The 12,374-nt window shown below is 71.1% G+C and carries 9 protein-coding genes; 3 read left to right on the top strand and 6 right to left on the bottom strand.

Annotated elements, in window-relative coordinates:
- Window positions 1-64: 64 nt before the first annotated feature.
- A complete protein-coding gene (locus OG898_RS10295; protein WP_003981529.1) occupies window positions 65-739 on the bottom strand; it encodes a Crp/Fnr family transcriptional regulator in 675 nt (224 codons plus the stop codon).
- A 397-nt stretch (window positions 740-1,136) separates the two neighbouring features.
- Here OG898_RS10295 and nth point away from each other — a divergent pair, with 397 nt between their 5' ends.
- The 3 genes from nth (at window position 1,137) to OG898_RS10280 (ending at window position 4,001) form a co-directional block, all read left to right on the top strand.
- Window positions 1,137-1,946 carry an endonuclease III gene (gene nth, locus OG898_RS10290; RefSeq protein ID WP_250745366.1) on the top strand — a complete coding sequence of 270 codons (810 nt, stop codon included), beginning with the start codon at window positions 1,137-1,139 and terminating at the stop codon, window positions 1,944-1,946.
- Window positions 1,947-2,065: 119 nt separating this feature from the next.
- On the top strand, window positions 2,066-2,785 hold the full coding sequence (locus OG898_RS10285) for a CoA pyrophosphatase (protein ID WP_250745367.1): 720 nt from the start codon (window positions 2,066-2,068) through the stop codon (window positions 2,783-2,785).
- 13 nt (window positions 2,786-2,798) lie between these two features.
- On the top strand, window positions 2,799-4,001 hold the full coding sequence (locus tag OG898_RS10280) for a MarP family serine protease (protein ID WP_250745368.1): 1,203 nt from the start codon (window positions 2,799-2,801) through the stop codon (window positions 3,999-4,001).
- Between the two features lie 381 nt (window positions 4,002-4,382).
- Here OG898_RS10280 and OG898_RS10275 read toward each other — a convergent pair whose 3' ends face one another.
- The 5 genes from OG898_RS10275 to OG898_RS10255 form a co-directional block, all read right to left on the bottom strand.
- Window positions 4,383-5,351: an alpha/beta fold hydrolase gene (locus tag OG898_RS10275; protein ID WP_250745369.1), complete on the bottom strand. Its 969-nt coding sequence runs from the start codon at window positions 5,349-5,351 to the stop codon at window positions 4,383-4,385.
- Complete coding sequence (locus tag OG898_RS10270) at window positions 5,348-5,806, bottom strand: phage holin family protein (RefSeq protein ID WP_250745370.1); 459 nt, start codon at window positions 5,804-5,806, stop codon at window positions 5,348-5,350. Before OG898_RS10270 ends, OG898_RS10275 begins: the two co-directional genes overlap by 4 nt.
- 53 nt (window positions 5,807-5,859) lie before the next feature.
- Window positions 5,860-7,359 carry a Na+/H+ antiporter NhaA gene (gene nhaA, locus OG898_RS10265; protein ID WP_266956310.1) on the bottom strand — a complete coding sequence of 500 codons (1,500 nt, stop codon included), beginning with the start codon at window positions 7,357-7,359 and terminating at the stop codon, window positions 5,860-5,862.
- Between the two features lie 176 nt (window positions 7,360-7,535).
- Entirely contained in the window at window positions 7,536-9,491 is a 1,956-nt protein-coding gene (gene acs, locus OG898_RS10260) for an acetate--CoA ligase (RefSeq protein WP_250745372.1), read from the bottom strand.
- A gap of 264 nt (window positions 9,492-9,755) precedes the next feature.
- The gene (locus OG898_RS10255; protein ID WP_266956308.1) at window positions 9,756-12,218 is read right to left on the bottom strand and encodes a SulP family inorganic anion transporter; all 2,463 of its coding nucleotides are present in this window, start codon (window positions 12,216-12,218) and stop codon (window positions 9,756-9,758) included.
- Between the last annotated feature and the right edge of the window lie 156 nt (window positions 12,219-12,374).

Genomic DNA, 12,374 nt, shown 5'->3' with positions numbered 1-12,374 from the left:
CGCAGGAACGCGAAAAGGGGCCCCGCCCATCTGGGCAGGACCCCTCGGCCAGCTAAGACCAGCGTCAGCGCGAGCGCTTCGCGAGCCGCTCCACGTCCAGAAGAATCACCGCACGCGCCTCCAGGCGGAGCCATCCGCGTCCCGCGAAGTCGGCCAGAGCCTTGTTCACGGTCTCGCGCGACGCGCCGACGAGCTGGGCCAGCTCCTCCTGCGTGAGGTCGTGCACGACGTGGATGCCCTCCTCCGACTGCACGCCGAAGCGGCGCGACAGGTCGAGGAGCGCACGGGCCACGCGGCCCGGAACGTCGGAGAAGACCAGGTCGGACATCTGGTCGTTGGTCTTGCGCAGGCGCCGCGCGACGGCGCGCAGCAGCGCAGTCGCCACCTCGGGCCGGGCGTTCAGCCAGGGCTGGAGGTCTCCGTGACCCAGACCCAGCAGCTTGACCTCGGTCAGCGCGGTGGCGGTGGCGGTGCGCGGGCCCGGGTCGAACAGCGACAGCTCGCCGATCAGCTCTCCGGGGCCGAGGACGGCCAGCATGTTCTCGCGGCCGTCGGGGGAGGTGCGGTGCAGCTTCACCTTGCCCTCGGTGACGACGTAGAGCCGGTCACCGGGGTCGCCCTCGTGGAACAGGGCGTCACCACGTGCGAGGGTCACCTCGCCCATGGAGGCGCGGAGCTCCGCGGCCTGCTCGTCATCGAGCGCCGCGAAGAGCGGGGCACGCCGCAGTACGTCGTCCACGAGTCTCTCTCCTATGTCGACCAGCCGGGGGATCGCTCCCCCATTTTGCCGGACGGCTCAAACAGTGCGATCAATCACGTTCATCACAAGGATGCCGGACGTACGGGTGTGCTGTGCGGCGAGAGGCCGATCGGGGTGGTGTTACCTGAGGTCCGGGGCCGTCGTCGCCGCCCTGTCCCGGACCGGCCGGGGGTCCAACAGGCCGGTGAGAGCACAGGCCAAGGGGTCCGGGGGAGTGACGACCACAGTAAATTCAGCCGTGGGCGAACATACCCCGGTGGGAGCCCTCCCGGAGCAGTCACCCCCGTTTCAGGGCAAAACTTGGGCCAAGAAACCGCGTCCGGGCGGAGGTCACGTCCGGCCACGGGCGGAGGGCTGTGCGGCGTAGCCTTCGGGGATGGCAGAGAGCAAGGTCAAGAAGGCCGGAGCGAAGCCGGAGAGCCATCTGGCGATGGTGCGGCGGGCGCGCAGGATCAACCGTGAGCTGGCGGAGGTCTACCCGTACGCACACCCGGAGCTCGACTTCCGCAACCCCTTCGAGCTGCTGGTCGCCACCGTCCTGTCGGCGCAGACCACCGACCTGCGGGTGAACCAGACGACCCCGGCCCTCTTCGCCGCGTACCCGACCCCCGAGGACATGGCCGGAGCCGATCCGGAGGCGCTGGAGGAGATCATCCGGCCGACCGGGTTCTTCCGGGCCAAGGCCAAGTCCCTGCTCGGCCTCTCGCAGGCGCTGCGCGACAACTTCGGGGGCGAGGTGCCGGGCCGGATCGAGGACCTGGTGACGCTGCCCGGGGTGGGCCGCAAGACGGCCAACGTGGTCCTCGGCAATGCCTTCGGAGTCCCCGGGATCACCGTCGACACCCACTTCGGCCGGCTGGTGCGGCGCTGGAAGTGGACCGAGCAGGAGGACCCGGAGAAGGTCGAGGCGGAGATCTGCGCGATCTTCCCGAAGAGCGAGTGGACGATGCTCTCGCACCGCGTCGTCTTCCACGGCCGCCGGATCTGCCATTCCCGCAAGCCCGCCTGCGGGGCCTGCCCGATCGCACCGCTCTGTCCCGCCTACGGGGAGGGCGAGACCGACCCGGAGAAGGCGGCGAAGCTCCTGAAGTACGAGAAGGGCGGCCAGCCCGGCCAGCGCCTGAGCCCGCCCCCGGACTACCCGGGCCTCCCGGCGCCCGCCAAATCCAGCCCCGCCGGCGTTTGAGGCGCGGGGGTTCGGGGGCGGAGCCCCCGCAACGGCGCCGCACCCGCAAGGAACGAATCGCTACCCGCACCGCGTTTGCCGGAATGCGGGGAAACGCAGAAGCACGGACAGGGGTGCCTATGACAGAGGCCACGCAGAACCGCCGGGCTGACACAGGGCGCGGCCGGCGCGGAAGCATCGACCTGCACACCCACGGCCTGCCCGACTGGCTGGACCCCGTCGTCGAGGCGGCCCGCACGGTCCGGCCCACCCAGCTCAGCCGGTTCCTGCCGCCGGAGGACGGCCGCGGCCGCCAGTCGGCCGTACTGATCCTCTTCGGCGAGGGCCCCCGCGGCCCCGAGCTGCTGCTGATGGAGCGCGCCGGCACCCTGCGCTCGCATCCCGGCCAGCCCTCCTTCCCCGGCGGCGCCCTCGACCCCGAGGACGGCGACCCGGGCACCACCGGCCCGCTGCGCGCCGCGCTGCGCGAGGCGGAGGAGGAGACCGGTCTGGATCCGGCCGGGGTCCAGCTCTTCGGGGTGCTGCCGCCGCTCTACATCCCCGTCAGCAAGTTCGTCGTGACCCCGGTGCTCGGCTGGTGGCGCGACCCCAGCCCGGTCGGCGTGGTCGACCCGGCCGAGACCGCCCGCGTCTTCACGGTGCCCGTGGCCGATCTCACGGACCCCGAGCACCGTGTCACCGTCGTCCACCCCAGCGGCTTCCACGGCCCGGCCTTCACCGTGGAATCGGCTCTGGTCTGGGGTTTCACCGCCGGAGTGATCGACAGGATCCTGCACTTCGCCGGCTGGGAGCGGCCCTGGGACCGGTCCCGGGAAGTCCCGCTCGACTGGCGCGCATGAGACGGTGGGCCCTGTGAACGTGCTGGACATCCTGTTGCTGCTCGCCGCCGTATGGTTCGCGATCGTCGGCTACCGCCAGGGGTTCGTCGTCGGCATCCTGTCGGTGATCGGCTTCCTCGGCGGTGGTCTCGTCGCCGTGTCCCTGCTGCCCCTGATCTGGGACCGGGTCACCGACAACGGCACCCAGGTGTCCACCACGGTCGTCGTCATCGCCGTGGTCGTCATCATCATCTGCGCCTCGATCGGCCAGGCGTTGACCACCCACCTGGGCAACAAGCTCCGGCGCTACATCACATGGTCCCCGGCCCGCGCGCTCGACGCGACGGGCGGCGCCCTGGTGAACGTGGTGGCGATGCTGCTGGTGGCCTGGATGATCGGGTCCTTGCTCGCCGGTACGTCACTTCCCACGCTGGGCAAGGAAGTCCGCAACTCCAAGGTGCTCCTCGGCATCGACCGGGTGCTCCCGGCGCAGGCGGACACCTGGTTCTCGGACTTCAGCTCCACCTTGGCCCGCAACGGCTTCCCGCAGGTCTTCAGCCCGTTCTCCAACGAGCCGATCACCGAGGTCAAGCCGCCGGACCCGCTGCTCGCGCGCAGCCCCGTGGCCGAGTCGGCCAAGCAGTCGATCGTGAAGGTGGTCGGCACGGCGCCCTCGTGCAGCAAGGTGCTGGAGGGCACCGGCTTCGTCTTCGCGCCGGGCAAGGTGATGACCAACGCGCACGTCGTCGGCGGGGTCGCCGAACCGACCGTGCAGGTCGGCGGCGAGGGCAAGCTCTACGACGGCAAGGTCGTGCTCTACGACTGGGAGCGCGACATCGCCGTCCTGGACGTGCCCAAGCTGAAGGCGCCGGCACTGGAGTTCACCGACAAGGGCGCGGCGAGCGGCACCGACGCCATCGTCGCGGGCTTCCCGGAGAACGGCTCGTACGACGTCCGCGCGGCGCGCGTCCGCGGCCGGATCAACGCCAAGGGCCCGGACATCTACCACCGCGGAACCGTGCGACGGGACGTCTACTCCCTCTTCGCGACGGTCCGCCAGGGCAACTCCGGCGGCCCGCTGCTGACGCCCGAGGGCAAGGTGTACGGGGTCGTGTTCGCGAAGTCCCTCGACGACCCCAACACCGGTTACGCCCTGACCACGGACGAGATCCGCGAGGACATCCGGGCCGGAGCGACGGCGGACCGGCGGGTCGGCAGCCAGGGCTGCGCCCTCTGAGCCCTACGGGAGCCTTGAGGGGCCCCCGTAGCGCTGCCGGGCCCCACGGTGGGCCCATCGGCTGCCGGAGCCCCTGCCGGGCCCCTGCCTACGTACGCTGGTGCCTGAGCCGGGCGGAGACCCAGCGGGCCCGCCGGCGCAGGATGCGCGGAATCCCGAGTCGGGGGTCGTCGTGGCCTTCGCGGCCCTGCCCCCTGTGCGTGCCCGGCGTGACCGTCGAGCGGCGTTCGTGTGCGGTGTCACCGTAGTCGTGCGTCCAGCCCATACTCCGAGCTGTGCCCGGGGCCCAAGGTCGGTAATCGCGTTGAGGGCGGCCAATTGGCCTATGCGCCAGGCAATTGAATGCTTGTCATATAAGCAACCGTCGACTCGGTCGTCGGCTCAGCGGTCCGGCTCGGGATCCTTCAGCCAGTTGACCAGCTCGGTCGAGAACGCCGTCGGGTCCTCCTCGTGCGGGAAGTGCCCGAGCCCGTCGAAGAGCCGCCAGCGGTACGGGGCTTCGACGTACTGCCCGGACCCCGCCGCACTCCGCGTGCGCATCACCGGATCGAGCGAGCCGTGCAGGTGCAGCGTCGGCACCCGCACCGGCCGCTTCATGCGCCGGTTGAACTGCAGGCCGTCGGGACGGGCCATGGACCGCATCATCCAGCGGTACGGCTCGACCGAGCAGTGGGCCGTGGAGGGGATGCACATCGCGCGCCGGTACACCGCGATGTCGTCCTCCTCGGGGAGCCGCGGGCCCGACCAGTCGCGGATCAGTTCGCCGACGAGCGCCCCGTCGTCGGCGACGAGCTGACGCTCGGGCACGAACGGCCGCTGGAAGCCCCAGATGTGCGAGCTGGCGCGGGTCTGCCCGAAGTCGGACAGCATCGCGGACCGCCAGCGGCGCGGGTGCGGCATCGAGGACACCACCAGCCGGCGCACCAGCTTCGGCCGCATCACCGCGGCCGTCCAGGCGAGGTAACCGCCCAGGTCGTGCCCGACGAGGGCGGCGTCGGGCTCACCGAGGGACCGCACGACCCCGGTGATGTCGAGCGCGAGGTTGGCCGGGTCGTAGCCGCGGGGGGTGCGGTCGCTGCCGCCCACCCCGCGCAGGTCCATCGCGACCGCCCGGTAGCCCGCGTCGGCCAGCGCGGTCATCTGGTGCCGCCACGTCCACCAGAACTGCGGGAAGCCGTGCAGGAGCAGCACCAGCGGTCCGTCACCCAGCTCGGCGACGTGGAACCGCGCCCCGTTGGCCGCCACGTCCCGGTGCGTCACTTCTCGCCCGCCGGGGATGGCGATCCGGACCGCCGTGGCGGCGGTGGGGGGCGTACCGGACGTGCCGGAATCCGACGAGGGGGAGGTCATGAGGACGAGCGTGCCACACCCACGGCGTTGTCACTGACCGACCGGGCGTGGGGCTTGACGGTGCCGACGAGGGCCGCCGTCTCCTTGACCGAGGCGATGGTCTTCACCGGCGGCTTGATCTTCTTGAACTTCGCCATGGCGATCAGCCCGATCACGGCCGCGAGCAGCCAGAACGCCACGCCGACGATCAGGAAGGACCAGGCCAGCCCGAGCCCGAGGTTGTGGATCCCGTACGCCGCCGCGAAGCTCAGCACCGGCAGCGAGAAGAGGAGGAGCACGCCCGCGACGATCGCGGCGCCGCTGCCGATGCCCGCGCGCTTGACGTCCTGCTTGATCTCCACCTTGGCGAGGGCGATCTCGTCGTGCACCAGGGCGGACATCTCGGCGGTGGCCGAGGCGACCAGCTGGCCGAGTGTGCGCTCGGCTCCTGGGGCCCCTTGGTCCACTGCGCTCATCGCTCTCTCCCTCTGTCGTCCGACTGCGACGGCTGTCCTGTCGTCAGGTCAGATCATGCCGGACGGCCGCCCTCGGCGCTGGACCCGCCCGCCGCTTCTGCGGCTGCTTCGGCTGCCGTCTCCCGCCCGCCGGCCGCGGCCTCTTCGGCCCTGCGCAGGTGCTCAGCCGCCTTGGCCTCGTAGATCCTCGCCATCCGCAGGTGGTAGTCCGGCTTGTCCTGCTCGTAGATGTCGGGGATGCCGTCGAGGTCCTCGTCGCGCTCCTCGTCCTCGATGAGCCTCTTGTACTTCCGGTTTCGCATCTTCAGCAGGACGCACGCCACGACCGCGGCGATGAGCGAGCCGATCAGGACGGAGGCCTTGATCTCGTCGGTGAGGACGGGGTCGTCGGTGAAGGCGAGCTCGCCGATCAGGAGCGAGACGGTGAAGCCGATTCCGGCGAGCGAGGCGACGGCGAACACGTCCGGCCAGGCGAGGTCGTCGTTGAGTTCCGCCTTGGTGAAGCGGGCGGCGAGCCAGGTGCCGCCGAAGATGCCGAGCGTCTTGCCGACGACGAGGCCGAGCACCACGCCGAGGGGCTCCGGCCGGGTGAAGACCTGTCCGATCGACTCGTCGGAGAGGGAGACGCCGGCCGAGAACAGGGCGAAGAGCGGGACGGCCAGACCGGCCGAGACGGGCCGGACCATGTGCTCGATGTGCTCGCCGGGGGAGTGGTGCTCGCCCTCCTTGCGGTGGCAGCGCAGCATCAGACCCATGGCGACACCGGCGATGGTGGCGTGGACGCCGCTGTTGTACATCAGGCCCCAGATGACCAGGGCGAGCGGGACGTAGACGTACCAGCCGCGCACGTTCACGCGGAGCAGGAACCAGAAGAGGACCAGGCCCGCGACCGCTCCGCCGAGCGCCAGGAAGTTGATCTCGCTGGTGAAGAACACCGCGATGATCATGATGGCGAACAGGTCGTCGACGACGGCCAGGGTCAGCAGGAACGCGCGCAGCGCGGACGGCAGCGAGGTGCCGATGACGGCGAGGACGGCCAGGGCGAAGGCGATGTCGGTGGCGGTCGGGACCGCCCAGCCGTCCGTCGAGCCGTTGCCGAGCACGTTGGTCAGTACGTAGACCAGCGCGGGCACGGCCATGCCGCAGAGCGCGGCGATCACCGGGAGCGCGGCAGCCTTGGCGTCGCGCAGGTCGCCCGCGACGAGCTCGCGCTTGAGCTCGATGCCCGCGACGAAGAAGAAGATGGCGAGCAGTCCGTCGGCCGCCCAGTGCTGGAGCGACAGGTCCAGGCCGAGGGAGGCGGGGCCGACGTGGAAGGAGCGGACGCTGTCGTAGCTCGCCGAGATGGCGGGCACGTTCGCCCAGATGAGGGCGGCGATCGCGGCCACGAGGAGCAGGACGCCGCCGACCGTCTCGGCGCGCAGGGCGTCGGCCACGAAGCGGCGCTCCGGCAGCGAGAGGCGGCCGAGGAGCTTGCGGCTCTGGTTGTCGGTGGGGCTGGGCGCGGCCACGGGGGGCACCTCCGGGGTGGGTTGGACGGCATGGCGAAGCATGTTGCCGACCAGACTTCCCGGCGCACCCTGTGGAGTAGTTCTTTAACCATCTAATACTTTACAGGGTGTACGCGTGGGTGTATCCGGTGATCGTCACTTTATGTGCGAAAGGGGCATCCGGCGCGGCGCGCCGAATGCCCCTTTCACCGTGTCGTACGGGTACGACCGGGCCTGTCTCAGTCCTCGCTGCCGGCGGCCGGCAGCTTGCTCTGGATCAGGTCCATGACCGAGGAGTCCGCGAGCGTGGTGACGTCACCGACCGCGCGGTTCTCGGCCACGTCGCGCAGCAGGCGGCGCATGATCTTGCCCGAGCGGGTCTTCGGCAGCTCCTGCACGGGCAGGATCCGCTTCGGCTTGGCGATCGGGCCGAGCGTGGCACCCACGTGGTTGCGCAGCTCGGCGACCAGCGTGTCCGTCTCGGAGGCGCTGCCGCGCAGGATCACGAAGGCCACGATGGCCTGGCCGGTGGTCTCGTCGTTCGCGCCGACGACCGCCGCCTCGGCGACCGAGGGGTGCGAGACGAGCGCCGACTCCACCTCGGTGGTCGAGATGTTGTGGCCGGAGACCAGCATGACGTCGTCCACCCGGCCGAGCAGCCAGATGTCGCCGTCCTCGTCCTTCTTGGCGCCGTCGCCCGCGAAGTACTTGCCCTCGAAGCGGGACCAGTACGTGTCCACGTACCGCTGGTCGTCGCCCCAGATGGTGCGCAGCATGGAGGGCCACGGCTCGGTGAGGACCAGGTAGCCGCCCCCGCCGTTCGGGACCTCGTTCGCCTCGTCGTCCACGACGGTGGCGGCGATTCCGGGCAGCGCGCGCTGGGCCGAACCGGGCTTGGTCTCGGTGACGCCGGGCAGCGGGGAGATCATCATCGCGCCGGTCTCGGTCTGCCACCACGTGTCCACGATCGGGCAGCGGTCGCCGCCGATGTGCTTGCGGTACCAGATCCAGGCCTCGGGGTTGATCGGCTCGCCGACCGAGCCCAGGACGCGCAGGCTCGACAGGTCGAACTTCGCGGGGATGTCGTCGCCCCACTTCATGAACGTCCGGATCGCGGTCGGCGCGGTGTAGAGGATGGTGACGCCGTACTTCTGCACGACCTCCCAGAACCGGCCCTGGTGCGGGGTGTCCGGCGTGCCCTCGTACATCACCTGGGTGGCGCCGTTGGCGAGCGGCCCGTAGACGATGTAGGAGTGCCCGGTCACCCAGCCGATGTCGGCGGTGCACCAGTAGACGTCGCTCTCCGGCTTCAGGTCGAACACCGCGTGGTGGGTGTACGAGGCCTGCGTGAGGTAGCCGCCGGAGGTGTGCAGGATGCCCTTGGGCTTACCCGTGGTCCCCGAGGTGTAGAGGATGAAGAGCGGGTGCTCGGCGTCGAAGGCCTGCGGCGCGTGCTCGGCGGACTGCCGCTCGACGATCTCGTGCCACCAGACGTCCCGGCCCTCGGTGAAGGCGGTGTCCTGGCCGGTGCGGCGCACCACGAGGACGTGCTCGACCTGCGGGCACTTGGCGACGGCCTCGTCGATGGCGGGCTTCAGGGCGGAGGGCTTGCCGCGGCGGTAGCCGCCGTCGGAGGTGATGACCAGCTTGGCGTCGGCGTCCTGGATGCGGGAGGCGACGGCGTCGGCGGAGAAACCGCCGAAGACCACGGAGTGCGCGGCGCCGACGCGGGCGCACGCGAGCATCGCGACGACTGCCTCAGGGATCATCGGCAGGTAGACGGCGACCCGGTCGCCGGCCTGTACGCCCAGCTCGGTCAGGGCGTTCGCGGCCTTGGAGACCTCGTCCTTGAGCTCGGCGTAGGTGATGGAGCGGCTGTCGCCGGGCTCGCCCTCGAAGTGGATGGCGACGCGGTCGCCGTTGCCGGCCTCGACGTGGCGGTCCACGCAGTTGTACGCGACGTTCAGCTTGCCGTCCGCGAACCACTTCGCGAAGGGCGGGTTGCTCCAGTCGAGCGTCTCCGTCGGCTCGGTGTCCCAGCTCAGACGGCGCGCCTGCTCGGCCCAGAAGCCCAGCCGGTCCGCGTCGGCCTGTGCGTACGCAGCCTGAGTCACATTGGCGGCGGCGGCCAGATCGGCAGGCGGTGCGAACCGCCGCTCCTCCTTGAGCAGATTGGCCAGGCTTTCATTGCTCACGACGCATCTCCCTTTCCCAGGGTGTCCGTTGTGTCCCCGGTTGTGTCCCCGGGCATAGCTCATCAGTCAATGGCCCGGGTGACAAGAGGTTGCCGGGAATTGGTGTAGACCTATTACCCGGCCGGGCCCACGCACGAGTGGCCCCCTCCCGCTGCAGGGCGCGGGAGGGGGCCACTCAGTGGCACGGATAAGGGAGGGTATCGGTTCAAAGCTCGCCGGGCCCGGGAGCGCGACCGTGCCGGCCGCCCGCCGGGCCCTGCTCGTTCAGCCGCGCAGCGACCCCGCGCCGACGGTGTCGAAGACCCGGCAGTCGAAGAAGTCCTGCCCCTCCGACAGCAGGTACGCCTGCGCCTCGCCGACGTGGAAGTACATCCCGTGCAGCTCCAGCGTGCCTTCGGCGAGCCGCCGGGCCACCGATTCGTGGGCCTTCAGGTGCTCCAGCTGCTGCACCACATTGGTCAGGCACAGCTGCTCCACGGCGTCCGCCGGCAGCCTGCCGGAGATCCGCGCCCAGGCGTGATGGCGGCTTCCCATCCGCTCCAGGCTCGGCAGCCCGTGGCGCAGCCACCGCCGCAACGGGGTCATCGGCATCCCCGGCGCGGAGTTGAGCAGCGCCTGCATGGCCCCGCACCCCGAGTGCCCGCACACGGTGATGCTGTCCACCTGGAGGACGTCCACGGCGTACTCGATGGCCGCCGCGACCGAATCGTCCGTGGACTCGGCCCCCGGGAGCGGGACGAGGTTGCCGACGTTGCGGACCGTGAACAGGTCCCCGGGGCCGCTCGCCGTGATCATGCTCGTCACCAGACGGGAGTCCGCACAGGTGAGGAAGAGCTGCGAGGGCCGCTGCCCCTCCCGGGCGAGCCGGGCCAGCTCCTCGCGCACGTGCGGAGCCGTGTCCCGCTGGAAGGCGCTGATCCCGTTGGCCAGTTGACCGGCGCCGCGCCCGCGGGGCCCGGCCGGCGGGGTGGGCGCCGGGGTGGGGGCCGGGGCGGGAGGTGCGGCCGGGCTCTCGCCCGCCGTCAGGTCCGCCGGGTGCGCCGGGTCCGTCAGGTCCGTCGGGTCCGTCGGGTCCGTCGGGTCCGTACGGTCCACCGTGCCGCGGTGGTCGCAGTGGTTCTGCCACGGCGTCCAGGGCCGGCAGCACTGGTGGTCCCCGCGCTGCGCACTCCGCTGGGCACTCCGCTCGGCACTCTCGGCCCGCTGGGCCTGCTCGGCTTCGGCGATCCTGGCTCCCGACCGGCCGGTGACCTCCAGCGAGCCACCGTGGGCCAGGTGGGAGTCCTGCCAGTCCTGGAGGGTCTCGTAGGCGGCATGGTCCATGAACGAGCCGTCCAGCTCGATGACGGCGTGCCCGTGGTGCGGGATCTGGCTCAGCACCCGGCTCAGCCGCGGCACCGCGAGGAAGGTCAACTGCCCGCGGGCCCACACCCGGTGGACCCCGCTGTCGAGCTGCTCGACGGTGATCCGGGTCCGGGCCAGGCGGTGCAGGGCCAGGGCGACGGCCATCGCGATGCCGACGGCGACGCCCTCGAGGACTCCGCCGAGCACCACGGCCACGATGGTCGTGGCGTAGACGAGGATCTCGCCGTGCCGGGTGACGGTGCGCAGGTGCGTGGCGCTCACCATCTGCACGCCCACCGCCATCACCAGCGCGGCGAGCGCGGCGAGCGGGATCAGGTCCAGGGCGGGGACGAGCAGCCCGGCGGCGAGCAGGATCCACAGCCCGTGCAGCATGACCGAACGGCGGCTGACGGCACCGGCCTTGACGTTGGCCATGCTGCGGACGGCGCCGCCCGCGACGGGCAGCCCGCCCAGCGCCCCGGAGACGATGTTCGCCGCGCCCTGGCCGCGCAGTTCGCGGTTGAGGTCGGCCCGTGCGGGACGCCCTTCGGTGCCCCGCCGGGCGGCGATCAGCTTGTCGGTGGCCACCGCCGAGAGCAGGGATTCCACACTGCCGACCAGGGTGATGGTCAGGACGGCGGCGATGATGCCGAGGACCGGGCCCTCGGGAAGTTCGGGCAGCGCGTGGCTGCGCCAGGACGGCAGGTCCACGCGCGGCAGGGTGAGCCCGGCGAGGGCGGCGCAGGCCGTGGCGACGGCGACGGCGGCCAGTGCGGCGGGGACCTTGCGCAGGTGTCGCCCGGTGCGCCCCGGCAGTCGCGGCCAGCAGAGCAGGACGGCCAGGGTGAGCACGCTGACGCCGAGCGCGGCCGGATGCAGATCGGCCAACTGGTCGGGAAGTCCGCGGACATTGGCCAGGGCGGAGCTCTGCGGGGTGCCGCCGAGCACGATGTGCAGCTGTGCCAGCGCGATCGTCACGCCGACGCCGGCGAGCATCCCGTGGACGATCGCGGGGCTCACCATCAGCGCGGACCGGGCGGTCCGCAGCGCGGCCAGCCCGAGCTGGCACAGCCCGGCGAGCACCGTGATGGCACAGGTGGTGCGCCAGCCGTAGTGCTGGATCAACTCGGCGGTGACGACGGTGAGTCCGGTCGCGGGTCCACTCACCTGGAGCGGTGTTCCGCCGAGCCGTGCGGCCACGATCCCGCCGGCCGCCGCGGCGACGAGCCCCGCCTGGAGCGGGGCGCCGGTGGCCAGGGCGATGCCGAGGGAGAGCGGCAGAGAGATCAGGAAGACGGCGACGGAGGCGGAGAGGTCGGCCTGGAGGCCGGCCGGGAGGCCTTTGGTGGGGGGAGGGGAGGTGGGGGAGGGGGTGGCGGTCATAGGTCCCGTCTCCTCGGGGGAGGGGTGAAGCGGCGGGATTCTCAACACTCGGTAAATGAACGGTAATGGAGAGTAAAGCTCTGTGGTGAGTAATGGGGGCAAACGGCCTAGGAATTAGCGCGCACGAGTGATTAAGCATTTAGTCCGGCTTGTCAC

The organism is Streptomyces sp. NBC_00193 (genome assembly GCF_026342735.1).
Classification (GTDB): Bacteria; Actinomycetota; Actinomycetes; order Streptomycetales; family Streptomycetaceae; genus Streptomyces; species Streptomyces stoeckheimensis.
Note: the sequence above shows the minus strand (reverse complement) of the source record. Positions and strands in the feature narration are given on the sequence as shown.

What these genes read in the sequence shown, in the direction of transcription:
- nhaA (WP_266956310.1), bottom strand. Translation starts at nt 7,359, where the DNA reads ATGCTTCGCCATGCCGTCCAACCCACCCCGGAGGTGCCCCCCGTGGCC.
- nth (WP_250745366.1), top strand. Translation starts at nt 1,137, where the DNA reads ATGGCAGAGAGCAAGGTCAAGAAGGCCGGAGCGAAGCCGGAGAGCCAT.
- OG898_RS10255 (WP_266956308.1), bottom strand. Translation starts at nt 12,218, where the DNA reads ATGACCGCCACCCCCTCCCCCACCTCCCCTCCCCCCACCAAAGGCCTC.
- OG898_RS10270 (WP_250745370.1), bottom strand. Translation starts at nt 5,806, where the DNA reads ATGAGCGCAGTGGACCAAGGGGCCCCAGGAGCCGAGCGCACACTCGGC.
- OG898_RS10285 (WP_250745367.1), top strand. Translation starts at nt 2,066, where the DNA reads ATGACAGAGGCCACGCAGAACCGCCGGGCTGACACAGGGCGCGGCCGG.
- OG898_RS10275 (WP_250745369.1), bottom strand. Translation starts at nt 5,351, where the DNA reads ATGACCTCCCCCTCGTCGGATTCCGGCACGTCCGGTACGCCCCCCACC.